The sequence below is a fragment of the Streptomyces sp. NPDC051136 genome (assembly GCF_044455745.1).
In the GTDB taxonomy this organism is placed as follows: domain Bacteria; phylum Actinomycetota; class Actinomycetes; order Streptomycetales; family Streptomycetaceae; genus Streptomyces.
In genome coordinates this window covers 88079-113417 of the sequence record NZ_JBITFE010000008.1, presented here as the reverse complement: position 1 = coordinate 113417, position 25339 = coordinate 88079, and the positions used below count along the sequence as shown (strand labels likewise).

The following is a 25339-nucleotide window of genomic DNA, read 5'->3' as shown; positions in this document are numbered from 1 at the left end:
CGGGAGGTCGGCAGGTCTTCGGCTGTGGGGGGTGTGGGCGCGCGAGCGGTGCGCGTACGTCAGCGCGCACATCGCGCCACTCCGCCCTGCCCGCTGCCGAGGAAGCCGCTGCCGACGCGGCCGCCCTCCTTGGCGAACGTGGAGTAGAAGTCGGGGAAGAACATGGTCAGAAGTCCCACCCGTCGTCGTCGGCCGCGTCCTTGACCGGCTCCGGCGCGGCGAAGGACTCGCCCGCCATGCCGGCCGTGAGCGTGGTGCCGTCGCTGGGGTCGATCAGGATGAACGAACCGGTGCGCCGCGAGTCGGCGTAGGAGTCGGCGGGCAGCGGCTCGGCGGTGCGGATCTTCACGCGGCCGATGTCGTTGGCGACGAGCTGCCCGGGGTGCGGGTGCAGGGACAGGTCGTCCAGGGTGAGCCGGGCCGGGATGTCCTTGACGATCGCCTTGACGGTGCGGGTCCCGTGCTTGAGCAGCACCCGGTGGCCCACGGTGAGCGGCGCGTCGGCGACGTGGCAGACGGTGGCCTCGACGTCCTGGCTGGTCTCGGGGGCGTCCTCGCGGGGCACGATCAGGTCGCCGCGCGAGATGTCGATGTCGTCCTCCAGGAGCAGCGTCACCGACTGCGGCGTCCAGGCGGCCTCGACCGGTTCGCCGAGCAGGTCGATCCCGGACACCTTGGAGGTGCGGCCCGAGGGCAGCACGGTGACCTCGTCGCCGACGCGGAAGGTGCCGGCCGCGATCTGGCCCGCGTAGCCGCGGTAGTCGGGGTGTTCGGAGGTCTGCGGCCGGATCACGTACTGGACGGGGAGCCGGGCGTGGCAGTGCGCCAGGTCGTGGCTGACCGGCACGGTCTCCAGGTGCTCGAGGACCGTCGGGCCGCCGTACCAGTCCATGACCGCGGAGGCCTCCACCACGTTGTCACCGGCGAGGGCCGAGATCGGGATGGCGGTGACCTCGGGGACGCCCAGTTCGGTGGCGTACGCCGTGAACTCCTCGGCGATCCCGGCGAAGACGGACTCCTGGTAGTCGACCAGGTCCATCTTGTTGACGGCCAGGACGACGTGCGGGACGCGCAGCAGCGCGGCGATCGCGGCGTGCCTGCGGGTCTGCTCGACGACGCCGTTGCGGGCGTCGACCAGGATCACCGTCAGCTCGGCCGTGGAGGCGCCGGTGACCATGTTCCGCGTGTACTGCACGTGGCCCGGCGTGTCCGCCAGGATGAACCGGCGGCGCGGGGTGGCGAAGTAGCGGTAGGCCACGTCGATGGTGATGCCCTGCTCGCGCTCGGCCCGCAGGCCGTCGGTGAGCAGCGCGAGGTCCGGGGCGTCCTGGCCGCGGCTCGCCGAGGCGCGCTCGACGGCCTCCAGCTGGTCGGTGAGGACCGACTTGGAGTCGTGCAGGAGACGGCCGACCAGCGTGGACTTGCCGTCGTCGACCGATCCGGCGGTGGCGAAGCGCAGCAGCGTCGTCTCCGACAGCTGCCACACCGACAGCGCCTCGGCGGACTCGGCCGACGGGGCGGGCTCGATGGGTTCGGTGGTGCTGGTCATGGTTAGAAGTACCCCTCGCGCTTGCGGTCTTCCATCGCGGCCTCGGACATCTTGTCGTCGGCACGCGTCGCGCCGCGCTCGGTGAGGCGGGAGACGGCGATCTCGGCGATCACCTTCTCGATGCTGTCGGCGTCCGAGTCGACGGCGCCGGTGCAGGACATGTCGCCGACGGTGCGGTAGCGCACCCGCCGCTTCTCGACGCTCTCGCCGTCCTTCGGGCCGCCCCACTCGCCGGCGGTCAGCCACATGCCGGAGCGGGCGAAGACCTCGCGCTCGTGGGCGTAGTAGATGGCCGGCAGTTCGATCCCCTCGCGGGCGATGTACTGCCACACGTCCAGCTCGGTCCAGTTGGACAGCGGGAAGACCCGGACGTGCTCGCCGGGGGCGTGCCGGCCGTTGTACAGGTTCCACAGCTCGGGGCGCTGGCGGCGCGGGTCCCACTGGGAGAACTCGTCGCGCAGCGAGAACACCCGCTCCTTGGCGCGGGCCTTCTCCTCGTCCCGGCGCCCGCCGCCGAAGACGGCGTCGAACTTCTCCGCCTGGATCTTCTCCGTCAGCGGCAGCGTCTGGAGCGGGTTGCGGGTGCCGTCCGGGCGCTCCTTGAGCACCCCGCGGTCGATGTAGTCCTGCACGGAGGCGACGTGCAGCCGCAGCCCGTGCTTCTCGACCGTGCGGTCACGGTAGTCCAGGACCTCGGGGAAGTTGTGCCCGGTGTCCACGTGCAGCAGGGAGAACGGCACCGCCGCCGGGGCGAACGCCTTCAGCGCCAGGTGCAGCATCAGGATCGAGTCCTTGCCGCCGGAGAAGAGGATCACCGGCCGCTCGAACTCACCCGCCACCTCGCGGAAGATGTGCACCGCCTCGGACTCGAGCGCGTCCAGGTGGGAGAGGGCGTACGGGCTGCCCGTGCCCCCCTCCACCGCGGCCGCGGACGTCACGGACGTCGTCATGCCAGTCCCCTTTCGGTGAGCAGGGCGTGGACCGCCGCGGCGGACTCGTGGACGGTCTGGTCCTGCGACTCGATGCGCAGGTCGGGCTTGACGGGCTCCTCGTAGGGGTCGTCCACCCCGGTGAGCCCCGTCAGTTCACCCGCGGCCTGCTTGGCGTACAGGCCCTTCACGTCGCGCACCGAGCACACCTCGACGGGCGTGGCCACGTGCACCTCGACGTACGCCGTGCCGTTCGCCTCGTGGCGCTCGCGCACCGCGTCGCGGCTGTCGGCGTACGGCGCGATGACCGGGACCAGCGCCGTGACGCCGTTGCGGGCGAGCAGTTCGGCGACGAAGCCGATGCGCTGCACGTTGGTGTGCCGGTCCGCGCGGTCGAAGCCGAGGCCCGCGGAGAGGAACTCGCGGATCTCGTCGCCGTCGAGCAGCTCGACGCGCCGGCCCTCCTCACGCAGGCGCTCGGCCAGCGTGCGGGCGATGGTGGTCTTGCCGGCGCTGGGCAGCCCCGTGAGCCAGACGGTGGCTCCGGTCGTCACGTGGTTCTCCCTGGAGGTCGATGGTCCCGACGTCGTCGGTCCGGTGGTGGTCGTCATGTCAGCCGTGCAGTCCGCACTCGGTCTTGGAGCGGCCCGCCCAGCGTCCGGCCCGGGCGTCCTCGCCCTCCAGCACACGGCGGGTGCAGGGCGCGCAGCCCACGGAGGCATAGCCGTCCGTCAGCAGCGGATTGGTGAGGACGCCGTGCTCGGTGACGTACGCTTGCACATCTTCCTGTGACCACTTCGCGATGGGCGAGATCTTCACCTTGCCCCGCTTCTCGTCCCAGCCGACGACCGGCGTGTTCGCCCGAGTCTCCGACTCGTCGCGGCGCAGCCCGGTCGCCCACGCCCGGTAGCCCGCGAGGCCCTCCTCCAGCGGCTTCACCTTGCGCAGCGCGCAGCACAGGTCCGGGTCGCGGTCGTGCAGCTTCGGGCCGTACTCGGCGTCCTGCTCGGCGACCGTCTGCCGGGGTGTGAGCGTGATGACGTTGACGTCCATCACGGCCTCGACCGCGTCGCGGGTGCCGATGGTCTCCGGGAAGTGGTAGCCGGTGTCGAGGAACACCACGTCCACGCCGGGCAGGGCGCGCGAGGCGAGGTGGGCCACGACCGCGTCCTCCATGGAGGAGGTCACGCAGAAGCGCTTGCCGAACGTCCCGGCCGCCCACCGGAGGATCTCCAGCGCGGTGGCGTCCTCCAGCTCACGGCCCGCCCGCTCGGCGAGTGCCTTGAGCTCCTCGGTCGTACGGTCTTCCTGAACCGCCGTCATATCGGTTCCCCTCCCGTGGAGTCGGGCTGAAGTCCCCGGGTCAGCAGCCCGAGGAACTTCAACTGGAAGGCGCGGTTGCATGCCCCGCATTCCCAGGCTCCGTGGCCCTGCTCGCCCGGACGCAGGTCCTCGTCGCCGCAGTAGGGGCAGTAGAAGGGCGCGGCGCGCTCGGTCACGACAGGGCCTCCTCGGAGGCCCGGGCCGCCCAGGCGGCGAAGCGCTCGCCGTCCTCGCGCTCGGCCTGGAAACGCTTCAGCACGCGCTCCACGTAGTCCGGCAGCTCCCGGGCGGTGACCTTGAGGCCGCGCACCTTGCGGCCGAAGCCGGCCTCCAGACCGAGGGCGCCGCCCAGGTGCACCTGGTAGCCCTCGACCTGCTCGCCCCGCTCGTCGAGCATGAGCTGGCCCTTGAGGCCGATGTCCGCGGTCTGGATGCGGGCGCAGGCGTTCGGGCAGCCGTTGAGGTTGATGGTGAGGGGCTCGTCGAAGTCCGGGAGGCGGCGCTCCAGTTCGTCGATCAGCGAGGCGCCGCGCGCCTTGGTCTCGACGATGGCGAGCTTGCAGAACTCGATGCCGGTGCAGGCCATGGTGCCGCGCCGGAAGGTGGAGGGGCGGGCGGTGAGGTCGAGCGCCTCCAGGGACTCCACCAGGGAGTCGACCTGTCCCTCCTCGACGTCGAGGACGATCATCTTCTGCTCGACCGTGGTGCGCACCCGGCCCGAGCCGTGCGCCTCGGCCAGGTCGGCGACCTTGGTGAGGATCGTGCCGTCGACGCGGCCGACGCGCGGGGCGAAGCCGACGTAGTAGCGGCCGTCCTTCTGCCGGTGCACGCCGATGTGGTCGCGCCAGCGGCTGGTGGGCTCGGCGGGCGCCGGGCCGTCGGTCAGCTTCCGCTTCAGGTACTCGTCCTCCAGCACCTGGCGGAACTTCTCCGGGCCCCAGTCGGCGACCAGGAACTTCAGCCGGGCGCGGTTGCGCAGCCGCCGGTAGCCGTAGTCGCGGAAGATGGAGATGACGCCCTCGTAGACGTCGGGCACGTCCTCGATCGGCACCCAGGCGTTCAGCCGCACGCCCAGCTTGGGGTTGGTGGACAGACCGCCGCCGACCCAGAGGTCGAAACCGGGCCCGTGCTCGGGGTGTTCGACGCCGACGAACGCCACGTCGTTGATCTCGTGCACGACGTCCTGCACCGGCGACCCGGAGATCGCGGTCTTGAACTTGCGGGGGAGGTTCGAGTACGCCGGGTTGTTCAGGACCCGGCGCTTCATCTCCTCCAGCGCCGGCGTGCCGTCGATGATCTCGTCCTCGGCGATGCCCGCCACGGGGGAGCCGATCATCACGCGGGGCGTGTCGCCGCAGGCGGTCACCGTGGAGAGGCCGACGCCCTCCAGGCGGTTCCAGATCTCCGGCACGTCCTCGATCCGGATCCAGTGGTACTGGACGTTCTGCCGGTCGGTGATGTCGGCCGTGCCGCGCGCGAACTCCTGCGAGATCTCACCGACGACGCGCAGCTGGGCCGTGGTCAGGGCGCCGCCGTCGATGCGGACACGGAGCATGAAGTAGCTGTCGTCCAGCTCCTCCGGCTCCAGGATGGCCGTCTTGCCGCCGTCGATGCCCTGCCGGCGCTGGGTGTACAGGCCCCACCAGCGCATCCGGCCGCGCAGGTCGCCGGGGTCGATCGAGTCGAAACCGCGCTTGGAGTAGATCGTCTCAATGCGTGTCCGCACATTGAGACCGTCGTCGTCCTTCTTGGTCTGCTCGTTGGCGTTGAGCGGGGTGAAGTGCCCGGCCGCCCACTGGCCCTCACCGCGGTGACGGCTCACCTTGCGGCGGGGGCTCGCGGCAGCAGGCTTCGGCGGAGTGGCGGCCATGGTGTGACACGTCCTTTGGAAACGGGCGGAAAGCGGCTCTGACCTGCGCGCATGGCGCATGGCACTACGTGGGCGTACAGGAGGCACGCGTGCGCGTCATTGCGCGGGAGCAAGGAGAATGCGAGGAATCCGGAGGTGCTGGAGGTAGCTCTCAGCGGCCCGGACAGATGGCGCTGGACATGCGGCCGAGGTCGACGTGCCGCCGACTCACCAAGGCAATTCCAGTTCCAGACATGACGGAAGCGTGGCACGGCGATCTGTGACTGGTCCAGCTTAATCCAAAATGTGGACACCCTTGTCTCATGGAGCGAGACAAGGGTGTCCTTGGTCACACGCGCGGCGGCGCGGCCGGTGACACGGCCGAAAACCGATGTGTCGGCGCAGGTCAGGCAGGGAAAGCCCCGGGCCAGGGCCCTGGGGTGGCCACGTCCGCCTCCTCCTCCACCTTGGTGTCGAACAGGCGGAAGCCGCGCCGCTGGTAGTTGGCCATGGCGTGCGCGCCGTCCTTGCTGCAGGTGTGCAGCCACACCCGCTTGGTGGTGGCCAGCCCCGGCCAGCGCTCCGCCAGGTCCCAGGCGCGGGCGGTGCCGCAGGAGAGGAGGTGACCGCCGATGCCCCGGCCGCGGAAGGCCTCGATCAGGCCGAAGTACTCGATCTCCACGACCCCGTCGTCCCCGGGCGTCAGCTCCACGTATCCGGCGGGCGTGCCCCGGTCGTGGGCGACCCAGGTCTCCACGCCCGGCCGCTCCAGGTGCTCCCGCCACCGCGCGTAGCTCCAGCCGAGCCGGTCCGTCCACCGGATGTCGCCGCCGACCGAGGCGTACAGGAAGCGGCTGAACTCGGGGGAGGGCACTTCGGCGCGGACGATCCGGACGTCCCCCTCCGGTGCGGCGGCCGGCAGCAGATCGGTGGGCGCCGTCTGCTCCAGGGACCACGTGGTCACGGCGATGTTGGTCATGCCGGTCAGGGAATCATCCGCCTCGCGGATCTGTCGATTCCCGCCCCGCGCGGCCCGGGGCGCCCGTCAGCCGATCGCGTCCACGACCGCCGACAGCGGCAGCGCGAAGAGCACACGGCCGGACTGGGACCAGACCTCGCCGGTCGGCGCCGCGTACGACAACGAGCCCGCCCGGCCGCTCCAGCACCGCTGCGACCGGTCCGCCCCGCACTCCGAGGCCCGGGCGCCCTCCGTGTCCTGGCGCCACAGGGTCCCGCGCCCTTCGTGTCCGCCGGCCGTGCGCCCCAGGTACCACTCGGTCCGTGCCGTGCCCGGCGGACGGTACGACAGCACGCCGCCGACCTCGGCCGCCCCGGTCTCGTACGCCTCCACCGCGTTCACGTGCCCGGCGGAGTCGGTGGCGGGCAGTCCGGTGCGCGCCGGGTCGGTGGTGGTGCGCAGCGCGTAGCGCCACAGCCGGGTGGGCCGGCCGTCGTCCGCGTCCACGCGCTCGCTCGCCACCAGGCTGGCCGGGGCCGTGCCGCGGTCCAGGGAGATCGCGCCGGGCCGGGCCGCGCCGTCGGTGTCGGGAAGCCGGTAGGAGGCGACGGCGGGCAGCACGTACCGGTGACCGCCCGCCGCCCAGCCGCCGGGCACCCGCCCGACGGCGTCCGCCGCGGTGGTGGCGCGCTGGACCCGGTCCACGTCGTACACGTACAGCGCCTCGCGGTCCCCGGTGGCGGCGGTGACCAGCAGCTTGTCCTGGTACCAGACCATGCCGGTGACGGGGGAGGCGAGCCCCCGGTAGTCGTGGCCGCCGTCGACCGGCACGGCGAGGAGCGCCGAGGTGTAGCCGAGCCGGCCGGGGCCGTCGGCCTCGACGAAGGAGACCCGGGCGAGGCCGCCCTGGGGAGTGCCGTCGTCGCGGGACCAGGCGGAGAGGACGACGCGGTGGGTGCCCCAGCGGCCGTCCTCGTCGGCGTCCGCCGAGGTGGTGACCGCGCCGGGGCGCCAGCCGTCGGTGTCCGCCTCGTCCCAGCAGTAGGCGTGGGTGGCGGCGGGGGAGACCGGCAGTTCCTCGCGCTCCCCGGCCGTGCAGTCGGCGCCCTCGCGCAGCCTGCGGTCGGCGGAGCCGAGGACCGTGTCGACGCCCACCGGGTCGCCCATCGTGGCGGAGAGCCGGTCGAGCCAGGCCGTCGGCACCCGGTGCTCGGTCAGCCGCAGTGCGTCGGTGTCGGCGGCGGAGGTGAGGGGTCTCAGGGTGCCGGGATCGTCGGCGACCGTGGCCTGCGAGGCGCTGATCAGCGTGGCGGCACCGGTCAACGCGAGTGCCGCGCCGGTCAGGGCCGCGCGCAGCGCCCTGCCCCGTCTGCGCCGGCGGTGTCTGCCGCGCTGCTTCATACAACCTCCACGGACACCGGACCAACTGCGCTCGACGGTGGTCGCGTTGACCGAGGAGCGGATGGGGCGGTCCGTAGAGGATGCTACGACAGACCGGCGGTCCGGCGGACGCGGACGGGGCAAGTATGCGCAATCGTGCCGTCCTCGCGGCCGCCCCGGGTGCGCTCCCCCCCTCGCCCCGCTCCCGTGTCCGTGCCCGTCCCTGTCCCCGGCGGGAATCCCACCCGGACCGGGCCGTCACCGTCTCCGTCCCCGGCGGAAATCCCACCCGGACCGGGCCGTCTCCCCGTCACGGCACCCTCGTCGTCGCCACCGTCACGGCGCGCCCCGCGACGCCCGTCCCTCCACCACCGCGGGAGCCGAGGAGTGGGGGAGCAGATCGCGGGGGTCGGGCGGCAGGAGGAGTTCGATCTCCGCGTCCTCGCAGAAACGATACGGCCGGTGTTCCAGGTAGGCCCCGAGGTATCGCCGCACCCGTGACATCTCGGCCCTTACCGTCACCGTGCGGGCCGGGTCGCCGAACATGTCCTCCGCCAGCCCCGCGGCGCTGCGGCCGCCCCGGTGCACCGCCAGCAGGTAGAGCAACTCCGCGTGCCGCGGACTCAGTTCCCGCGCCCAGTCCTCCGCGCCGCCCAGCACCCGCACCGACCAGCGGCGCGGCTGACCGAGGTCCAGCACGATCCGGGTGGCGCCCTGCGGCACCGGCCCCGCCACGGCCCGCACCAGCCAGCCCTCCGCCAGCGGCTCCACCGTGCACGCCCCCAACGCCGGCAGCCACCGCACCCCCGCCTCCGGCGACTTGGGCAGCACCACCCGCTCCAGGTACGGCATTCCCGTCACCGCCGCCGTCCAGCCGTCCCGGTCCGTCACCAGCGCCCGCCCCTCCAGCCGGGCCAGCACCGGCGCCGCCACCGTCCGCAACCGCTCCAGCGACTGCGTGTGCAGCTCCCGCAGCCGGGCCTCGGCCAGCTTGGCCACCGAGTCCACCCAGGCCAGCGTCGCCGGGTGCATCGTCTCCAGCGGCCCGCTCACGTCGACCACGCCGAGGAGCCGGCCGCTGCGCGGGTCGGTGATCGGCGCCCCGGCGCAGGTCCAGGTGGCCTGGGACCGCACGAAGTGCTCGGAGGCGAAGACCTGTACGGGCCGCCGGGTGACCGCCGGTGTCCCCACGCCGTTGGTGCCGACCACCTCCTCCCGCCAGTCCGCCCCGAGTTCGAACCCGAGCCCGTCGGCCCGGCGCAGCACCCGGGCGCTGCCCTCCCGCCACAGCAGCCGGCCGTCCCCGTCGGCGACCACCATGATGTGGTGGGCCACGTCCGCGACCGGCAGCAGCGCCTCCCGCAGCACCGGCAGCACGTGCCGCAGCGGTGAGGCCGCGCGCCGCCGCCGTATCTCCTCCGGCGCCAGCAGCCCGGAACGGACGTCGTGCTCCGGATCGACGCCACTGCGCAGCATCCGGTCCCACGACTGCTCGATCACCGGCCGCGGCGCCATCGGAGCCCGTCCGCCGGAGAGTCTCGCGGAGCGGACCTCGCTGAGCATCCGAGCCGCACGCGCCGTGTCGACGGCGGCGAACTGCGTCACGTCCATGGGCGAGAGCGCCACGGGACCTCGTCCTTCCGGAAGCCGAATGTTCGTCTCATGGTGACCGGTTGCCCCTGCCCCGCGGGCACGGTCCGCACACAGCCGACCGCAAGTTGCAACCCCCTGCAACCCTGGTGGACGACTTCGTCGGTGGCCAGACTTGAACCACGCCGTCCCGAGCGGCGTACGCGGCCTGAACGGGCCCGTGTGGCGGGGGTGGTGCCGTGTCGGCGCAGCACCACCCCCGCGCCGCGCGGCCGGAATCAGACCTCCGGCCGGGCCCGCCGCACCACCGACGCCAGGTCGAGCGAGGGCGGCAGCGTGCCGAACGCCGTCCCCCCGTCACCGCCGAGGCGCGAGGCGCAGAACGCGTCGGCCACCTCGGGCGGCGCGTACCGCACCAGCAGGGCACCCTGAAGCACCAGGGCCAGCCGCTCCGCCAGCAGCCGCGCCCGGCCCTCGGCGGCCGCGAGGTCGGCCAGCTCGGTCAGCAGCTCCCGGATCGCCGCGTCCAGCCGGTGATCGGCCCCGCGCGCCAGGCCCACCTCCGTCAGGTACGCGTCCAGCACCGCGGGTTCCCGGCCCAGCGTCCGCAGCACGTCCAGCGCCTGCACGTTGGCGGCGCCCTCCCCGAACGAGGGCAGCGGCGACTCGCGCACCAGCCGGGGCATCCCGGACTCCTCGACGTACCCGTCACCGCCCAGGCACTCGGCCGCCTCCAGCGCCACCGGCGCGCACCGCTTCGTCACCCAGTACTTGGCCGCCGGCACCGCCAGGCGCAGCAGCGCCGCCTCGCGCTCGTCGCCGCCCTCGGCGGCGTCGTGGGCCGCCGCCAGCCGCAGTCCCAGCGTCGTGGCCGCCTCCGACTCGACGGCGAGGTCCGCGAGGACGTTGCGCATCAGCGGCCGGTCGACGAGCATCCCGCCGGACACCTCGCGGTACGCGCAGTGGTGCACCGCCCGCGCCACCGCCTGCCGCATCAGACCCGCCGACCCCAGCACGCGGTCGAACCGGGCCGCCGCCACCGTGCCGGTGAGCACGGCCGGCCCGCGCCCCTCCTCACCGACCCGGCGCGCCCACGTCCCGGCGAACTCCACCTCGGCACAGGCGTTGGACCGGTCGCCCAGCGTGTCCTTGAGCCGCTGGATCAGGAACACGTTGCGGGTCCCGTCCGCCAGCACGCGCGGCACCAGGAAGCAGGTCAGCCCGCCGGGTGCCCGCGCCAGGACCAGGAAGCCGTCCGACATCGGCGCCGAGCAGAACCACTTGTGCCCGGTCAGCTCGTACGTGCCGTCCTCGGCCAGCGCCCGCGCCACCGTGGTGGTCGCCCGTACGTCGCTGCCGCCCTGCTTCTCCGTCAGGCCCGTCCCGAACAGCACCCCGGCCTTCAGGCGGGCCGGCCGCAGCTCCCGGTCGTAGACCCGCGAGGTCAGCCGCGGCACCCACTCGGCGGCCAGCCCGGGATCGGCGTGCAGGGCGGGCACCGCCGCGTGGGTCGTCGACAGCGGACCGCAGGTGCCCGCCTCCACCTGCGTCCACACCACGAACCCGGCCGCGCGCCGCACGTGCCCGCCCGGCCGGGACCAGGCGTCGGTCAGCCCCGCCGAGACGCCCTTGCCCAGCAGCCGGTGCCAGGCAGGGTGGAAGTCGACCTCGTCGACGCGGTGGCCGAAACGGTCGTGGGTGCGCAGGACCGGAGGGTTCCCGTCGGCCTGTCCGCTCCACTCCTGGGTCTGGAGCGCCCCGCCGGCGCGGCCCGTCCCCGACAGCTCGGCCAGCGCCTCCTCGCGCAGGTCCGCCGGCAGGTGCCGCCGGACCGCCTCCGTCAGGGCCCGGTCGGAGGTGAAGACGTCGTAGCCGGTCAGCGGCGGTGCCTGGTTCGTCACGGTGTGGGTACGGCCTGCCATGGACGTGAACCTACCGCGCCGTGGGGCCGCCGCGAGCCCGGTACGGGATCACCGGGGCTCCGCGGATGAGTGCCGCCCCCCACGCCGGATACCTTTAGGGCGTGCAGCCAGCAAGTGACTCCCCCGAACGGCCCTCGGGCCGGCTTCACCGTGCCCGGGTTCTGTACCGGAACGTCTCCAAACGCAGGACCGCCTGGCTGTTGCTCAAGGACACGGTCAACTCGTGCATGGAGTACCGCATCCTCGGCCTCGCCGCCGAGGCCGCGTTCTTCACCCTGCTCTCGGTGCCGCCCCTGCTGCTGAGCGTCCTCGGACTGCTCGGCTACGTCGACTCCTGGATCGGCGCGGACACCACCGAGAGCCTGCGCAGCAACATCCTGGACGCCTCCCGCGCGGTGCTCTCCGAGCGGGGCGTCAAGCAGATCACCGAGCCGATCCTGGACGACGTGACCAAGGGCGGCCGGCCCGACGTCATCTCCATCGGATTCCTGTTCGCCCTCTGGTCGGGCTCCCGCGCGGTGAACGTCTTCATCGACACCATCACCGTGATGTACGGCCTCGACGGCGTCCGCGGCATCGTCAGGACCCGTCTGATGGCCTTCCTCCTCTTCATCGTGGCGCTGCTGATCGGTTCGATCGCGCTGCCGCTGATGGTGGCGGGACCGGACGCCGTGGTGCGGGTCGTGCCCTGGTCGACGACGGTCGTCCAGGTCCTGTACTGGCCGGTCGTGATCATCCTGTCGGTGGCCTTCCTGACCACGCTGTACCACGTGTCCGTACCGGTGCGCTCCCCGTGGATCGAGGACGTCCCCGGCGCGCTGGTCGCCCTCGCCATGTGGGTGCTGGGCAGCTTCCTGCTGCGCATCTACCTGACCAGCACCGTCGAGGGCCCCACCATCTACGGCTCCCTCGCCGCGCCCGTCGCCGTGCTGCTGTGGATCGGCGTGTCCGCGTTCGCGGTGCTCGTCGGCGCCGCGGTCAACGCGGCCATCGACCGGGTGTGGCCGGCCGCCGCGACCGCCGCCGCCCGCGAGGCCAACGAGCGGCTGCGCCAGGCCCAGGTCGCCGAGTACGTGGCCCGCACCTCCGCGAGCGGCGAGAGCGACCCCGACATGCCCTCCGAGTTCCCGGAGCGCTGGTCGCGCTTCCTGCCCCCCGAGGACGTCACCGCCCGCCTGCGCACCGCGAAGAACGCGCAGCCCGGCCAGAGCCACGCCCACGACCACGAGCGCGGACACGACAAGCCCGAGGCCTCGTAGGGGGCGTCGCCACGGCGGGGGACCCGCACCGGAGGAGGCCGGAAGCCGGGAGGTGGCCGATCTCGCCGGTGTCATCACCACCCGGGCGAAGCGGGAGGACGGCGTCAGCACGCGGGAGGGGCGGGAGAGCCGTCCCGGCGTAACCTGGCACGCGTGTACGCGGAGCGGGGGGCCCGGCTGGCCGGCGCGGTGGTGTGGACCAGCACACCGACGGGGTCCGGACCCGGGCGGGTGCTGCCCGACGGCTGCATGGACCTGCTCTGGTACGACGGCCGGCTGCTGGTCGCGGGCCCCGACACCCGTGCCCACGTCACCGAGGGCGCCCCGGGCAGCTGGGCCGGCGTCCGCTTCCACCCCGGCACCGCGCCCACTCTGCTCGGCGTTCCCGCCGTCGCGCTGCGCGACCGGCGCGTCGACCTGACCGACCTCTGGCCGGCCGGCCGCGCACGGCGCCTGACCGCTCTGGTGAACGCGGCCCCCGACCCGGCGACCGGCCTTGAGGAGGCCGCGCTGTCGCGCGCCGCCGAGACCGGGCCGCCCGACCCGCTGCCGGCCCGGATCGTCGCCGCCCTCGACGCGGGCCGCACGGTCGCCGCCACCGCCGACGCCCTCGGCATCGGAGCCCGCGCGCTGCACCGCCGCTCCCTGGCCGCCTTCGGCTACGGCCCCAAGACGCTGGCCCGCGTACGGCGACTGCAACGGGCCCTGGCCCTGGCCAGGAACGGCACGCCGCTCGCCGAGACGGCCGCCCTGACCGGGTTCGCGGACCAGGCGCACCTGGCGCGCGACGTACGCGACCTGACGGGCCTGCCCTGCGGCGAGCTGCTGCGCGGCTAGGGGGTGTTCTGTGCCGCGCCCTGCGGCGAGCTGCTGCGCGGCTAGGGGGCGGACCGAGCCGCCCCGCCGTCCATCAGCAGCAGGGACTTGCCCACGACCGTGCGCGCGGCCAGGGCACGGTGGGCTTCGGCGGCCCGCTCCAGCGGGTAGGTGGCGCCGATCGCGGGGCGCAAACGTCCTGTGGCGGCGCGTTCCAGCGCCAGCGCCAGCAGTTCCCGGACCGTCTCCCTGTCCGGTGGGCCGTCCATGAGCGGCATGATCAGCCGCAGACCCCGGCGCGCGGCCGTCTCGCGGTCGGGCGCGGCGAAGCCGTCGGCGGTGCCGTAGGTGACGAACCGTCCGCCGTCGGCGAGCGCGTCGACGGTGGCCGAACCGAGCGCCCCGCCCGCGCCGTCGTAGCCGAGTGCGGCACCGCCGCCCGTCACCTCCCGCACCCGCTCGACCCAGCCCGCCCGGGTGTAGTCGACGACCGCCTCGGCACCCAGCTGGCGGGCCAGGGCACGTTTGGCGTCGCTGGACGCGGCGGCCACCACACGGGCTCCGGCGTCGACGGCCGACTGCACCAACAGCGTTCCCGCCCCGCCCGCCGCCGCCGAGACCAGCACCCACTCCCCGGCGCGCGGCGCTCCCCGCCGGTGCAGGGCGAGGGCGGTCACGCCGTCGTGCACCAGTGCGGCCGCCGTCTCGACGGCCAGCCCGTCCGGAACCGGCATGATCTCGCCCTCGTCGGCGACGACCCGCTCCGCGTAGCCGGTGCCGGTCCGCACGGCCACCCGGCGGCCGACCCAGGCCGGGGCCACGCCCGCACCGACCGCCAGCACCGCGCCCGCCCCACCGCCACCGGGTACGTACGGCAGCGTCCGCGGGAAGAGGTCCCGACCCCAGCCGCCGCGCAGCAGCGTGTCGAGGAAGATGACGTCGGCCGCGGCCATGCCGACGACGACCTGGCCGGGTCCGGGCACCGGATCCGGCAGCTCCACCGGGGTCAGCACCTCCGGATCGCCGTACGAGGCCACGTGGATCGCATGCATGAGCCCAACCCCTCACCGGAGACGACGTCCCGCTCAGCCTGCGACCTCGAGTCCGGTCGAGGTCAAGCCGACGCTGCGAAGAGGTCGACGCCGTGGCCGTCGGGGTCGGCGACGACGGCGTACCGCTGTCCCCAGGGCGCGTCCCAGGGATCCCGCTCGCCGCGGCAGCCCGCGCCGGTCAGCTCCGCGTAGAGGGCGTCCACCTCCGCGGGGCTGTCGCACAGCAGGGCGAGCGAGTGCCGGCCGCCACCTGCGGGGGGCTGCCAGCCGGGGGTGAAGGAACGGACGGACTCCTCGGTGTCCAGGAGCAGCCGGATGCCGCCGGGGAGCCCGGCCTCGGCGTGCGGCTGCCCCTCGCTTCCCTCGGGGAAGGCGAAGCCGAGCCGGCGGTAGAAGGTCACGGAGGCGGCCATGTCGGAGACGATGAGGCCGATGGCGTCGAATCGTGCGGTCATGACGCCACCGTAGGCAGGGTGCGCGGTCCCGGTCTTGAAGAAAACGGACACCCGGCTGCCGCCTGCCTCAGAACCCGCTCAAGTCCGTTGAGGAACACGGGTGTCCAGCCGATCATGGCCGTATGTTCGGACGACTCGCCCCACCGGAACTCAACGTCCTCGTCCTGCGCGACACGGACGTAGTCGCCCACGGCATCCGTCAGGCGCTCGCCGAGGCGACGCCCGAGGAACGGCCCGGACTCGAGCGGGCCGCCGCCCTGGTCGAGCGGGCCGCCGCGGAGCCCGACGGCGCGCTGCTCGCCCGCTGGGTGCACGAACGCCTCGCCGCGGCCGGCCACGAGGGCCCCGTCGACTCCGTCCGGGCGGTGAAGACCCTGCGCGAGGCGGCCCCGGGCATCAGTCTGCGCCAGGCCGTCAGACTGACGAAGGACGCCGCCGCCCACCACCCCTGAACTCCCGTCGGGACCACGCCCGTGCGACACCGGTACGGCAGGATGAGCGCATGATCCGTCACGCGCGCGTCCTGCCGGTGCTGCTGCTGGCCCCGCTGCTGCTCACCGCCTGCGGCTCCGAGAAGGCGGGCGACCCGAACCCGTCAGGCCCCGCCTCGGCCGCCGCCCCGGCCGCGGCCCCCGACACCGCCGAACTCGTCTCCCGCGCCGCCGCGACGGGCGTGGCACCCGAACTGGTCTACGTCACCGAGGCACCCGGGTTCACCCTGGCCCAGCAGTCCGTCGGTGTCCTCGGCGACGACGGCTTCTCCGCCACCTGGGTCTCCGCGGGCACCGGCGCGCAGCTGCGCCTCGCCGTCGACCGGGGCACGATCACGGCCGGCACCTGCCCCGAGCAGCCCGTCGGCGACATGCCCGGCGAGCACACCACCTGCGAACGCGACGGCGACGCCTGGTACCGCACCGGTGCCGGACGCCACGAGTACGCACTCCCCGAAGAGGGCCACGTGGTCCGCGTGTCGGCGGAGACGGACGCGGTGTCCCGCGAGGTCCTGCACGCGGCCGCCCTCGCCGCCCACCGCCCCGACACGGCGGAGGCGGAAGGTCTCCTGCCGTCCGCCGATCCCGCGCCTCCCACACCGGTCGAGCGCGGCGACCTGCCGCCGTTCGGGGACGGGGCGCCCGACAACCACGTGGGCGTCGGCGGCTGACCGGGCTACGCCGTGAAGGCGGCCACCGTGTCCAGTCCCGCCTGCCGCAGCGTCCGGTGGACGGCCGGGCGGGCGCCCCGGACGGTGAGGGCGACCGGCTCCGGTGCGCGGGTCACCGTCCGCAGCAGCGCGTACGCGCAGGCCAGGTCGATGTGGTCCAGGCCGCTCATGTCCAGGGTCCAGGTGCCCGGCTCCCGCAGTCGCGGGTCGAGGAGCAGCTCCTCCAGCACACGCAGCGCGGCGGCGTCCAGGTCTCCGGAGAAGGCCAGTACGGCACGGTGCCCGTCGGCCTCGGCGATCCTCACGGGTGCGTCCGTCACGACGGCCTCCTCAATCGCGCAGTGCGTGCGTGGCGTGCGTGGTGTCCATTGTCCCTCCGCCGGACCGCAGGGGGTGCCCCGGAATAGAAAAGACCGGTGCGGCGCTGTGCGATGAGCGGTACGGAAGTGCGGCGAAGGGCTGGTGGGCACATGCGGTCGGGCCGGACGGACCCCGTCGTCAGGACGGTGCACGGGGCGGTGCGCGGCAGGTACGAGCACGGGACCGCGGTGTTCCGGGGCATCCCCTACGCGGCGCCCCCCTTCGGACCGGGCCGGTTCCGCCCGCCCCTGCCGCCCGAGCCATGGGACGGCGTCCGCGACGCGGGCTCCTTCGGCCCCACGGCGCCGAAACCCCCGTACTCCGAGGCCTTCGCCCGGTACCTCTCCGATCCGGCGGTCCCCGGCGACGACTGCCTCAACCTCAACGTCTGGACCCCCGAGCCGGGCCCCGGCGCGCGTCTGCCGGTGCTGGTCTGGCTGCACGGCGGCGCCCTGACCAGGGGCTCCTCCGCCGTACCGGTCTACGACGGCCGCACCTTCGCCCGGGACGGCGTGGTGTGCGTGTCGGTCAACTACCGACTGGGTGTGGAGGGCTACGGCCTGTTCCCGGACGCTCCCGCCAACGCCGGACTGCGCGATCAGATCGCCGCCCTCCAGTGGGTGCGGGACTCCATCGCCGCCTTCGGCGGGGACCCCGACCGCGTCACCGTCGCCGGCCAGTCCGCGGGCGCCATCAGCACCGGCGCGCTGCTTGCCGCACCGCGGGCCCGGGGCCTGTTCCGGCGAGCCGTGCTGCAGAGCGGCGCCCCGGAGGCCTCCGACCGCGACAAGGTGCGGCGCATGGTCCGCCGGATGGCCTCCCGGTTGAAGATCCCCGCCACCGCCGAGGCATTCGCCGCCGCCGACCGCGACCAGCTGCTGCGGGCCCAGGCCGAGGTGGGGCGCTTCAGCAGCCCCGTGCTCGGCGGTCCCGGCTTCGGCCTCGTCGTCGACGGCGACGTGCTGCCGCGTGATCCGCTGGAGGCGCTCGTCGCGGGCGACGCGGCACCGGGCGTCGACCTCATGATGGGCTGGACCCGCGACGAGTACCGGCTCTGGCTCGTCCCCGGCGGCCTGCTCGAACGCGTCGACCGGCTCGGCGCGGTGGCCCTCGCGGGTGCCCGCGCCCGCTGCCACTGCGGCAACGAGGTGGTGCGCGGCTACCGCGCGCTGCGTCCCGGCGCGGGCGCCGCGGAGACCGTGGGCCAGCTGGTCACCGACCACCTGCTCCGCATCCCGATGCACCGCCTGGCCGACGCGCGGACCGGTTCGTCGTACGTGTACGAGTTCGCCTGGCCGTCCCGCCTGCCCGGCCTCGGTGCCTGCCACGCCCTGGAGCTGGGCTTCGTCTTCGACTCCGGCGACCGTCCCGACGCGCGCAGGCTCGCGGGCGAGGGGGCCCCGCAGGAGCTGGCCGACGCGATGCACGGGGCGTGGGTGCGCTTCGTGGAGTCCGGGGACCCCGGCTGGGCGCCCTGGGACGCCACGCATCCCGTGCGGGTCTTCGGCGACGGCGCCCCCCGCACGGCCCACGGCCCGCTCGACGCCGAGTACGACCTGTGGAAGGCCGACGTCGTCGCGCGGGAAACGCCCCGGGGAACGCGGTCCAGGCGGCTGGTGCGACGGTGACGTGTGCCTGCGGGGCCGCGGACGGCGGTTCGGTGCGGAGGCGCCCCGTACGCAGCAGTCGGCATCCGGCCGCGGAACACCGCCCAGGAGTGCGCCTCCGTCTGACACAGGCCCGGCAGCACGTGCTTCCCGTGTGACGAGCTGACGAGTGGACGAGTGATTCCGTCGTCTTCAGTCCCCCGGGACACCGGTCTCCGGGCCATCGCCCCGCCACCGGGCGCGCAGCACCGCGGCGCCGGCCACCGCCAGCCCCACCACCGTCCCGGCGGCGATCACCCGGCCCAGGCCCGAGCCGGTTCCGGTCACCGGTACCGCCGCCGCGGCCGCCACCACACCCGCACCCGCGCAGGCCGCTACCGCCTCGCCCCACACCCGGGCGGGCCCGCGTCCCCACCGCCAGGGCCACGTCTCACTGGCCACCAGGTAGGCGACCAGCAGCCCGACCGTACAGGCGCCCTCCCACCGGGCCGGCTCCCCGAACGCGGCGATCACCACGACGCCCGACGCCAGCAGCGTCGTCCGGTGGCGCAGCAACCGGTCGGACCAGAAGGCCCCCACCGACGGCCGCCGGTCCAGTGCGGGCGCCGCCCACACCGCGAAGGCGAGCGCGCAGACGAAGGGCACCGCCCGCCCGGCGGTGTCCACCGTCGCCCACGGCCGCCACGCCACGACGACGGCCGCCACCCCCAGCACCCGCACCGGCACGGTGCCGATCCAGTAACCGAGGTACTCCCGCAGACCGCCCCGCGTGACCGGCGCCGTCACCCCGCCCGCCCCCGTCCGCCGACCCGCCCCGCCGCCAGCGGCGCCAGCGCCGGATCCAGTGACGCGCCCCCGGTGTGCCGCAGGACCGGCACCCCGCTGTCCCGCAGGGCGAACCGCATCGCGTCGCGCTCCGCGTGCCACAGCCGCAGCCCCAGCTCACCCGCGTCGTCGCCGTCCTCCACCACCGGGTCCCCGCTCGGTATCTCCACGACGACCGGGCGGCGCCCCCGTGCCTGGAGGTCCCGCAGCACCGCCAGGATCCGTGCGTCGCTGAGCGGGGTGAACACGTACACCAGGGCGCCCTCCGGGAGCGCGGGCGGCGGGACCCGCTCCAGCCCGTCCCGGCCGAAGGCGCGGTCCTTGCGGACGTCGAGGACGCTCTCGACGATGCGGTAGAACGCCGCGTCCCCGGTGCCCGGCGCCAGCCAGCGGGTGGTGCCGCCGGTCGAGACGACCCCCACCCGGTCGTGGGTACGCAGGTAGGCACGGGCGAGCCCGGTGGCCGCGCGCACCGTCACGTCCAGGGAGGACGCCCCGGTCACCGGATCGGCCACGTCCCCGAACGCGTCGAGCAGCATCACCGTGTCGGCCGCGCGCTCGGCGGCGAACCGGTGCAGCTGCACGGACCCGCGCCGGGTCGTCGACGGCCAGTGGATGCGCCGCTGCCGCTCACCGGGGACCCACGGCCCCACCCCGATCACCTCGACGCCCTCCCCGGACTGCGCCGCGGCGTGCTCGCCGAGCCGCTGCGGCAGCCGTACCGGGACGGGCGTGAACCGGGCCTGCGCCGCGCGCGGGAACACGGACACCTCCGCCGCCTCGACGCGCACGGTGCGGCGGACGGTGCCGCCGGCGTCGTAGACGTCGAGGTCCACCGGGCCGAGCGACCAGCGGCCCCAGCGCAGCGCCGTGTGGTGCAGCGTCACCGTGGACCGGCCGACGACGACCTCGTCCAGGCGCAGCCCCGGGCCGAGCGTGACCCCGGGGTCCAGGCGCACCGCGTCGCCGTCGTGGGCCACCTCGACGCGGACGGTGACCGTGTCGCCCTCGAAGCAGCGCCTCGGCTCGACCGTCGTGGAGGTCTCGACGCGGCGCGCGTGGGCGCGGGGCAGCGCCAGCGCGAGCAGTACCAGCGGCGCGGCGGCGAGGGCCAGCAGCCACGCCCGGCCGGTGAGCAGGGCTGCGGCCAGCGCGACGACGGCGACGGTCAGCAGGCGCAGCGTGCGCTCGCCCGGACGCGGGCCGCCGGGCGGCGGGTGCGGTGGCTGCGCCGGGGAGGTGCGCCCCTCCAGGGCGCGGACCACCGCCGCGCTCGGCACGGGCCCGGGCGCCGGGCCCGTCGCCGGTGCGGGCGGGGTCACGACGGCACCGCGGCCGTACGCCGCGTGGTGGGCGTGCCGACGCTGCCGACGATCTCGCGCAGCACGTCGTCGGTGGACATCTCGCGCACCCACAACTCCGGCCGCAGCGAGACCCGGTGGGCCAGCGCGGGCACCGCAAGGCCCTTGACGTCCTCCGGGACGACGTAGTCGCGGCCGTCCAGCACGGCACGGGCGCGGGCCAGCTGAACCAGGGCGAGTCCGCCGCGCGGTGACGCGCCGATGCTGATCTGGGGGTGCTCGCGGGTCGCGCCGACGAGTGCGACGGCGTACTCCAGCAGGTCGTCGTCGATCTCCACCCGCTCCACGACGGCCCGCCACGCCACGACGTCCTCCGGGACGGCGAGCCGTTCGAGCACCGCCTCGGGTGCGGCCCGGTCGATGCGGGCCCGCAGCATCGCCCGCTCCTGCGCCGCGGTCAGGTACCCCATCCGCACCCGCAGCTGGAACCGGTCGAGCTGGGCCTCGGGCAGCGAGTACGTACCCTCGTACTCCACCGGTTTGGCCGTCGCGATCACCAGGAACGGATCGGCCAGCGGCCGCGTCTCGCCGTCCACGGTCACCTGCGACTCGGCCATCGCCTCCAGCAGCGCGGCCTGGGTCTTGGGCGGCGTCCGGTTGATCTCGTCGGCGAGCAGCAGGTGCGTGAAGACCGGGCCGGGGTGGAACACCATCTCGCCGGTGCGCCGGTCGTACAGGGGCGTGCCGGTGACGTCGGAGGGCAGCAGGTCGGGTGTGAACTGGATGCGGCGGAAGTCCAGACCGAGGGTGGTGGCGAACGACCGTGCCAGGAGCGTCTTGCCGAGTCCGGGCAGGTCCTCGACGAGGACGTGGCCGCCGGCCAGCACGCCCAGCATCACGAGTTCGAGGGCGTCCGGCTTGCCGACGACGGCACGGCCGATCTCGCGCAGTACGGCACCGGCCTGCGCGCCGACCTGCTCGGCGGTGCGGGGCGTTGAGGTGGGTGTCACGTCGCTCGGTCCTTACCGGTACGGGGGCTGGGGGCGCGGGGCGCGTAGAGTGCTTCGAGCCGGTCGACGAGGCGGCGCAGTACGTCGACGGGTATCCCGCCGTCGGGTCCGGCGCCCGGTGGCACGGGCCCGAGCCACGGCCACAGCTGGGGACCGATCAACTCTGCGGCCCGTTCCGGCTGGCGCTCCAGGGAGACGTGGTGGTGCTCGGCGAGCGCCGCGGCGTACAGGTGGCGCAGCTCCGTCCGGAGCACCGCACGGTAGTGGAGGGCGCCGTCGGGTCCGGTGGAGGCGGCCACGTTCCGTCGCCACTCGCCCATGCCCGGCGACCGGGCCCGCAGCAGCCGCACCTCGTCCCGGTACGCGGGGTCCAGGGCGCCCGCCCCGGCGACGTACCGGGCGGCGAACAGGGCCACGGCGGCGAGCACGGCCACGACGGCACCGGCCGCCTCGGCACCGTCGAGCAGCAGGACGAGCAGGGTGCCCGAGCCGGCGACCGCACCGCCGAGCAGTCCGAGCCGGCCCAGCGTGAACACGTTCTCTCGCGAAGTCCTCGTCGTGGAACGGTTCATCGCCCGGCCTCCCGATCCGCACGCGCGGCCCTTTCCCCGTTGACGGCGGGCTCCCCGAGGAGGGACGCGAGCGCCTCCAGGGCGGCGGCCGCGGCCGCCCGGTGCGAGGCGTCCATCGGGTGCGAGGAGTAACGGGCCTCGCGGAAGAGCGCGGTGAGCCGCGGTGCGGCCGGTCCCGGCGCGAATCCCGCGCCGACGGCCCGTGAGAGCAGGTCGGCGGGACTGTCGGAGGCGCGCCGCGGTACCCCGGACGCGGCGAGGGCGTCCTCCATCGCGGCGTAACAGGCGATGACGGCCTCCCGGGCGTCCTCACCGCTGTCCGCCAGGGCGCGGCGGCCCGAGTCCACGGCGGACAGGAGCAGCCGCGCGTCCTCGTCCGGCGGTGCGGCGCCCGCGGGGCCGGGCCGCTGCGGCACCCTCAGCCCGAACCGTCGCAGCCGCCGCACGAGGACCACCGTCACCAGCACGACGGCGACCGCGGCCGCCAGCGCGAGGACGAGGTGGAGCGGCAGGGAGGAAGGCTCCGGCGAACCGTGCCGCAGCCGGGGCGGAGGAGTGCCGGAGGTCGGCGTCGGCATCGGGTCCGTCACGCCCGGCGGGGGAGGCTGCCCCGATGTGTCGTCGCCGGTGGAGAACCGGTGCAGCACCAGGGCCAGGACGCCGACGACGCCCACCGCGGCGAGCAGCAGGGGCCCGGCGGCCTCCCGCAGCCGCTCCTCAGCCGGTGACGACGGCGTGCGGTCCGCGCCGAAACGGTGGCGCACGTTCCCTACGGCCGTCCAGACGCCGAACGTCCAGGCGAGGGACAACCCGATCGCCAGGAAGCCCGAGTGGCCGAGCGGACCCCTGCCGGAGTGCAGCAGCCCCTCGGCGGGCCGCAGCGCGAGCGCGCCGAGGGCCAGGGCCCCGACCACCGCGACGGCGATCACCGCCCCGGGCGCCGCCCGGCGTCCCGTCCGCTCCCCGTGTGCCATGCCACCCCCGCCGAACCCGCCACCCCCGAACGCCTGTTCAGCACCATCCTGGCACACGGCGCACCGCCCGCCCCGGGCCGAACGCCTCCCCGGCCGACGGGGAGGGGCAGGCGGTCCCCGCCCCGCCGGCGGGCAGTCCTCACCCCGGCAGGGGCAGCCCTAACCCCGGTAGCGGGCGCGTCCCGCGGCGGCGGCCACCGTCAGCGGGACGGTGAGGACCGCGGCGGTGAGGAACAGGCCGTGGTAGGCGTGCCGTTCGGCGGGGCCGGCGGCGACGGCGCTGGCGACGGCACTGCCGACGTAGAGGGCCACCCCGAACATCGCGACCCCGGTCGCACGGGCCGTCGGGGACAAGACGGTGGCCCAGGACTGGATCGTGGAGTGCATGAACGACCAGCCGCCGCCGAGCAGCAGGGCGCACGCCACCAGCGCGGGCACCGACCGGTCGGCCGCGGCACAGCCGAAGGCCACCGTGATCTGGACCCCGCCGGCCACGATCAGCCGGACCGGCGTCCACCGCCCGACCAGCCGCTTGACCAGCTGTGCCGCGCCCATCGAACCCACGCCGTACAACGCGGTCACCGCGCCGGCCAGGGCGGCCGAGGCACCCTGGGCCTCCAGCGCCGGCGCGAGGTAGGTGAGGAAGCCCAGCAGCACGGCGCCCTCGAACGCGGCGACGGCCATGACGTACCACTGCCAGCGCGACCGCAGGACGATGCCGAAGGGCGCGAACAGCGCGCCGGGCGCCGCGCGCGGCGGCTCCGGCAGCCGGCGCAGGGCGACGACCAGGTAGGCGGCGATCAGGCCCGGCAGGGCGAAGACCACGCGCCAGCTCGCGTAGTGCGCCAGTACCCCGGCGACGACGGTGGCGACGGCGGTGCCCAGGGCGAAGGCGGTCATCAGCTCGCTGAGCGGACGCTGACGGACCGCGGCGGGCACCGTGTCGCCGACATAGGTGATGGACGCGGCGATGGACGCGGCGAAGCACGCGCCGGCCACGACGCGCGCCACGATCAGCACCGTCGCGCCGGGCGCGAGCACCGAGGCGAGCGCGGCGACGGCCGCACCGGCCAGGGAGATCCGCATGACCCGCACCCGGCCCAGCCGGTCGCTCGCCAGACCCCAGACCGGCTGCATCAGGCCGTAGGCGAGGAAGTAGCCGCTGGCGGCGAGCATGACCGTGGTCAGCGGGACACCGAGCGCGCCGCCGATGACCAGCAGCATCGGAGTGATGCAGAACCGGTCGAAGTTGCTGACGAACCCCGCCGTGCGCAGCAGCCGCAACGCCGCCGGGGGCAGGGGCTCGAAGGCCGGGTCGGCCGGGCCGGGGCGGTCGGCCGCCGGAGGCGGTGCGGAGGTGGTGGGGGACGGGTCGGCCGGGTCCATGGAGTGCTCCTCGAACGGTGGTCACCGGCCTGTCCGACCGGCGTGACCAGCTCATCACCGCGGCCGGCCGCCCCGGACCCGCAGCCGATTACCCTTGCTCACAGCCTGCGGTGCGGTGCGTCGTGCCGGCGCGGGCCGGTGGCGCGAGAGGAGCGAGGACGTGGACGGCGGGGGGGCCAGCGACCCGCGGCGCGAGCTGGGAGCGTTCCTGCGCTCCCGCCGGGAGCGGCTCGGGCCGGCCGAGGTGGGACTGCCCGGCTCACCGCGGCGGCGCACACCGGGGCTGCGACGCGAGGAGGTCGCCGGGCTGGCCGGGGTCAGCGCGTCCTGGTACGCCTGGCTGGAGCAGGGCCGGGTCCGCACCTCGGAACAGGTGCTGCGTTCGTTGGCGCGGGCCCTGCGGCTCACCGCGGACGAAACCGCGCACGTGCTGTCCTTCGTCGAGCCGGCCGCGCCGACCGGGAGGCCGCCGGGCTGGGTGTCGCGGAACCTGCTGTCGCTGGTGGAATCGCTGGCACCGAACCCGGCCGCGGTGCTCGACCCGCACTGGGACCTGCTCGCCTGGAACGCGGGTTACTCGGGGCTGCTGACCGACCTGGCGCGGCTGGCGCCCAAGCAGCGCAACCTGCTGTGGCTGGTGTTCCGCTGGCCGCCCTCCCGCACCCTGCTGGCCAGCTGGGAGTCCGAGGCGCGCAGTCTGCTCGGGCAGTTCCGGGCGAAGGCGGCTCGGCATCCCGAGGACGGCCGGTACGCCGAGATCACCGAGGAACTGCTGCACGACCCGGACGCCGCGCGCTGGTACGGCCGCCGGGAGACGGCGGCGTTCCACCCCGCCGTCCGCCATTTCCGGCACCCCGAGGCCGGTGACCTCCGCCTGCGGTACGTCAAACTCGCCGCCGTGGACGAGCCCGGCCACCACCTGCTCGCCTATCTGCCCGACGACCGGGCGGCGGCCGAGGGACTGGGACTGCTCGCCGGTCAGCGGTGACGGCCCGGGCCGCGCGGAGGCGGTCGCCGGGCCGTCGGGTTCACCGGGCCGTCGGGTTCATCGGGTGCGGCG

General features: G+C 74.6%; 26 protein-coding genes. 6 read left to right on the top strand and 20 right to left on the bottom strand.

Annotation, left to right across the window (positions count from 1 at the left end; genetic code table 11):
* Nucleotides 1–166 precede the first annotated feature (166 nt).
* The 11 genes from ACIBCJ_RS23475 to ACIBCJ_RS23425 form a co-directional block, all read right to left on the bottom strand.
* Entirely contained in the window at nt 167–1549 is a 1383-nt protein-coding gene (locus ACIBCJ_RS23475) for a GTP-binding protein (protein ID WP_362092776.1), read from the bottom strand.
* 2 nt (nt 1550–1551) lie between these two features.
* Nucleotides 1552–2499: a sulfate adenylyltransferase subunit CysD gene (gene cysD / locus ACIBCJ_RS23470; RefSeq protein ID WP_133886276.1), complete on the bottom strand. Its 948-nt coding sequence runs from the start codon at nt 2497–2499 to the stop codon at nt 1552–1554.
* Nucleotides 2496–3089, bottom strand: a complete 594-nt coding sequence (gene cysC, locus ACIBCJ_RS23465) for an adenylyl-sulfate kinase (protein ID WP_365978325.1) — start codon at nt 3087–3089, stop codon at nt 2496–2498. The genes cysD and cysC overlap by 4 nt, the downstream gene beginning before the upstream one ends.
* A 1-nt stretch (nt 3090) precedes the next feature.
* Entirely contained in the window at nt 3091–3801 is a 711-nt protein-coding gene (locus tag ACIBCJ_RS23460; RefSeq protein WP_362092780.1) for a phosphoadenylyl-sulfate reductase, read from the bottom strand.
* The gene (locus tag ACIBCJ_RS23455) at nt 3798–3977 is read right to left on the bottom strand and encodes a hypothetical protein (protein ID WP_133886273.1); all 180 of its coding nucleotides are present in this window, start codon (nt 3975–3977) and stop codon (nt 3798–3800) included. Before ACIBCJ_RS23455 ends, ACIBCJ_RS23460 begins: the two co-directional genes overlap by 4 nt.
* Nucleotides 3974–5671, bottom strand: a complete 1698-nt coding sequence (gene sirA / locus ACIBCJ_RS23450; protein ID WP_362512013.1) for a sulfite reductase SirA — start codon at nt 5669–5671, stop codon at nt 3974–3976. The genes ACIBCJ_RS23455 and sirA overlap by 4 nt, the downstream gene beginning before the upstream one ends.
* A gap of 151 nt (nt 5672–5822) precedes the next feature.
* Nucleotides 5823–5906, bottom strand: coding sequence for a putative leader peptide (locus ACIBCJ_RS23445; RefSeq protein ID WP_350890428.1), 84 nt, complete (start codon nt 5904–5906; stop codon nt 5823–5825).
* 150 nt (nt 5907–6056) lie between these two features.
* Complete coding sequence (locus ACIBCJ_RS23440; protein ID WP_362092787.1) at nt 6057–6629, bottom strand: GNAT family N-acetyltransferase; 573 nt, start codon at nt 6627–6629, stop codon at nt 6057–6059.
* 66 nt (nt 6630–6695) lie between these two features.
* The gene (locus ACIBCJ_RS23435) at nt 6696–8009 is read right to left on the bottom strand and encodes a hypothetical protein (protein ID WP_365978324.1); all 1314 of its coding nucleotides are present in this window, start codon (nt 8007–8009) and stop codon (nt 6696–6698) included.
* 315 nt (nt 8010–8324) lie between these two features.
* Entirely contained in the window at nt 8325–9614 is a 1290-nt protein-coding gene (locus ACIBCJ_RS23430) for a GAF domain-containing protein (RefSeq protein WP_362512016.1), read from the bottom strand.
* Nucleotides 9615–9856: 242 nt separating this feature from the next.
* Entirely contained in the window at nt 9857–11500 is a 1644-nt protein-coding gene (locus ACIBCJ_RS23425; RefSeq protein ID WP_365978323.1) for an acyl-CoA dehydrogenase family protein, read from the bottom strand.
* 101 nt (nt 11501–11601) lie between these two features.
* Between ACIBCJ_RS23425 and ACIBCJ_RS23420 the strand changes: the two genes are divergently transcribed.
* Nucleotides 11602–12759 carry a YihY/virulence factor BrkB family protein gene (locus tag ACIBCJ_RS23420; RefSeq protein WP_365978322.1) on the top strand — a complete coding sequence of 386 codons (1158 nt, stop codon included), beginning with the start codon at nt 11602–11604 and terminating at the stop codon, nt 12757–12759.
* 153 nt (nt 12760–12912) lie between these two features.
* Nucleotides 12913–13596 (top strand): helix-turn-helix transcriptional regulator, encoded by a 684-nt coding sequence (locus ACIBCJ_RS23415; RefSeq protein WP_362092801.1) that lies wholly within the window; start codon nt 12913–12915, stop codon nt 13594–13596.
* A 41-nt stretch (nt 13597–13637) separates the two neighbouring features.
* Here the strand turns inward: ACIBCJ_RS23415 and ACIBCJ_RS23410 are convergent, their stop codons facing one another.
* Nucleotides 13638–14627, bottom strand: coding sequence for a zinc-binding dehydrogenase (locus tag ACIBCJ_RS23410; RefSeq protein WP_365978321.1), 990 nt, complete (start codon nt 14625–14627; stop codon nt 13638–13640).
* Nucleotides 14628–14689: 62 nt separating this feature from the next.
* Complete coding sequence (locus ACIBCJ_RS23405; RefSeq protein WP_362512026.1) at nt 14690–15082, bottom strand: VOC family protein; 393 nt, start codon at nt 15080–15082, stop codon at nt 14690–14692.
* 122 nt (nt 15083–15204) lie between these two features.
* Here ACIBCJ_RS23405 and ACIBCJ_RS23400 point away from each other — a divergent pair, with 122 nt between their 5' ends.
* Nucleotides 15205–15534: a hypothetical protein gene (locus ACIBCJ_RS23400; RefSeq protein WP_362092810.1), complete on the top strand. Its 330-nt coding sequence runs from the start codon at nt 15205–15207 to the stop codon at nt 15532–15534.
* 50 nt (nt 15535–15584) lie between these two features.
* Nucleotides 15585–16244 (top strand): hypothetical protein, encoded by a 660-nt coding sequence (locus ACIBCJ_RS23395; RefSeq protein WP_365978320.1) that lies wholly within the window; start codon nt 15585–15587, stop codon nt 16242–16244.
* Nucleotides 16245–16249: 5 nt separating this feature from the next.
* Here ACIBCJ_RS23395 and ACIBCJ_RS23390 read toward each other — a convergent pair whose 3' ends face one another.
* The gene (locus ACIBCJ_RS23390) at nt 16250–16564 is read right to left on the bottom strand and encodes an STAS domain-containing protein (RefSeq protein ID WP_133886262.1); all 315 of its coding nucleotides are present in this window, start codon (nt 16562–16564) and stop codon (nt 16250–16252) included.
* A 150-nt stretch (nt 16565–16714) separates the two neighbouring features.
* Between ACIBCJ_RS23390 and ACIBCJ_RS23385 the strand changes: the two genes are divergently transcribed.
* Nucleotides 16715–18232, top strand: coding sequence for a carboxylesterase family protein (locus tag ACIBCJ_RS23385; protein WP_362512032.1), 1518 nt, complete (start codon nt 16715–16717; stop codon nt 18230–18232).
* Between the two features lie 171 nt (nt 18233–18403).
* Here the strand turns inward: ACIBCJ_RS23385 and ACIBCJ_RS23380 are convergent, their stop codons facing one another.
* The 6 genes from ACIBCJ_RS23380 to ACIBCJ_RS23355 form a co-directional block, all read right to left on the bottom strand.
* On the bottom strand, nt 18404–18997 hold the full coding sequence (locus ACIBCJ_RS23380) for a hypothetical protein (RefSeq protein ID WP_365978319.1): 594 nt from the start codon (nt 18995–18997) through the stop codon (nt 18404–18406).
* Nucleotides 18994–20358: a DUF58 domain-containing protein gene (locus ACIBCJ_RS23375; protein ID WP_365978318.1), complete on the bottom strand. Its 1365-nt coding sequence runs from the start codon at nt 20356–20358 to the stop codon at nt 18994–18996. The genes ACIBCJ_RS23380 and ACIBCJ_RS23375 overlap by 4 nt, the downstream gene beginning before the upstream one ends.
* Complete coding sequence (locus ACIBCJ_RS23370) at nt 20355–21347, bottom strand: MoxR family ATPase (RefSeq protein ID WP_365978317.1); 993 nt, start codon at nt 21345–21347, stop codon at nt 20355–20357. The genes ACIBCJ_RS23375 and ACIBCJ_RS23370 overlap by 4 nt, the downstream gene beginning before the upstream one ends.
* Nucleotides 21344–21919, bottom strand: a complete 576-nt coding sequence (locus ACIBCJ_RS23365) for a hypothetical protein (RefSeq protein ID WP_365978316.1) — start codon at nt 21917–21919, stop codon at nt 21344–21346. Before ACIBCJ_RS23365 ends, ACIBCJ_RS23370 begins: the two co-directional genes overlap by 4 nt.
* Nucleotides 21916–22893, bottom strand: a complete 978-nt coding sequence (locus ACIBCJ_RS23360) for a DUF4129 domain-containing protein (RefSeq protein ID WP_365978315.1) — start codon at nt 22891–22893, stop codon at nt 21916–21918. The genes ACIBCJ_RS23365 and ACIBCJ_RS23360 overlap by 4 nt, the downstream gene beginning before the upstream one ends.
* Nucleotides 22894–23052: 159 nt before the next feature.
* The gene (locus ACIBCJ_RS23355) at nt 23053–24279 is read right to left on the bottom strand and encodes an MFS transporter (protein ID WP_365978314.1); all 1227 of its coding nucleotides are present in this window, start codon (nt 24277–24279) and stop codon (nt 23053–23055) included.
* Between the two features lie 160 nt (nt 24280–24439).
* Between ACIBCJ_RS23355 and ACIBCJ_RS23350 the strand changes: the two genes are divergently transcribed.
* Nucleotides 24440–25267, top strand: a complete 828-nt coding sequence (locus ACIBCJ_RS23350) for a helix-turn-helix transcriptional regulator (RefSeq protein WP_365978313.1) — start codon at nt 24440–24442, stop codon at nt 25265–25267.
* Nucleotides 25268–25339: the final 72 nt, after the last annotated feature.

Excerpts from the sequence above, each read along its gene's own strand:
- ACIBCJ_RS23475 (WP_362092776.1), bottom strand. The coding sequence starts at position 1,549 with ATGACCAGCACCACCGAACCCATCGAGCCCGCCCCGTCGGCCGAGTCC.
- ACIBCJ_RS23425 (WP_365978323.1), bottom strand. The coding sequence starts at position 11,500 with ATGGCAGGCCGTACCCACACCGTGACGAACCAGGCACCGCCGCTGACC.
- ACIBCJ_RS23385 (WP_362512032.1), top strand. The coding sequence starts at position 16,715 with ATGCGGTCGGGCCGGACGGACCCCGTCGTCAGGACGGTGCACGGGGCG.
- ACIBCJ_RS23410 (WP_365978321.1), bottom strand. The coding sequence starts at position 14,627 with ATGCATGCGATCCACGTGGCCTCGTACGGCGATCCGGAGGTGCTGACC.
- ACIBCJ_RS23460 (WP_362092780.1), bottom strand. The coding sequence starts at position 3,801 with ATGACGGCGGTTCAGGAAGACCGTACGACCGAGGAGCTCAAGGCACTC.
- ACIBCJ_RS23405 (WP_362512026.1), bottom strand. The coding sequence starts at position 15,082 with ATGACCGCACGATTCGACGCCATCGGCCTCATCGTCTCCGACATGGCC.
- ACIBCJ_RS23360 (WP_365978315.1), bottom strand. The coding sequence starts at position 22,893 with ATGGCACACGGGGAGCGGACGGGACGCCGGGCGGCGCCCGGGGCGGTG.
- ACIBCJ_RS23435 (WP_365978324.1), bottom strand. The coding sequence starts at position 8,009 with ATGAAGCAGCGCGGCAGACACCGCCGGCGCAGACGGGGCAGGGCGCTG.
- ACIBCJ_RS23365 (WP_365978316.1), bottom strand. The coding sequence starts at position 21,919 with ATGAACCGTTCCACGACGAGGACTTCGCGAGAGAACGTGTTCACGCTG.
- ACIBCJ_RS23445 (WP_350890428.1), bottom strand. The coding sequence starts at position 5,906 with ATGTCTGGAACTGGAATTGCCTTGGTGAGTCGGCGGCACGTCGACCTC.
- ACIBCJ_RS23395 (WP_365978320.1), top strand. The coding sequence starts at position 15,585 with ATGATCCGTCACGCGCGCGTCCTGCCGGTGCTGCTGCTGGCCCCGCTG.
- cysC (WP_365978325.1), bottom strand. The coding sequence starts at position 3,089 with ATGACGACCACCACCGGACCGACGACGTCGGGACCATCGACCTCCAGG.
- ACIBCJ_RS23400 (WP_362092810.1), top strand. The coding sequence starts at position 15,205 with ATGTTCGGACGACTCGCCCCACCGGAACTCAACGTCCTCGTCCTGCGC.
- cysD (WP_133886276.1), bottom strand. The coding sequence starts at position 2,499 with ATGACGACGTCCGTGACGTCCGCGGCCGCGGTGGAGGGGGGCACGGGC.
- ACIBCJ_RS23440 (WP_362092787.1), bottom strand. The coding sequence starts at position 6,629 with ATGACCAACATCGCCGTGACCACGTGGTCCCTGGAGCAGACGGCGCCC.
- sirA (WP_362512013.1), bottom strand. The coding sequence starts at position 5,671 with ATGGCCGCCACTCCGCCGAAGCCTGCTGCCGCGAGCCCCCGCCGCAAG.
- ACIBCJ_RS23355 (WP_365978314.1), bottom strand. The coding sequence starts at position 24,279 with ATGGACCCGGCCGACCCGTCCCCCACCACCTCCGCACCGCCTCCGGCG.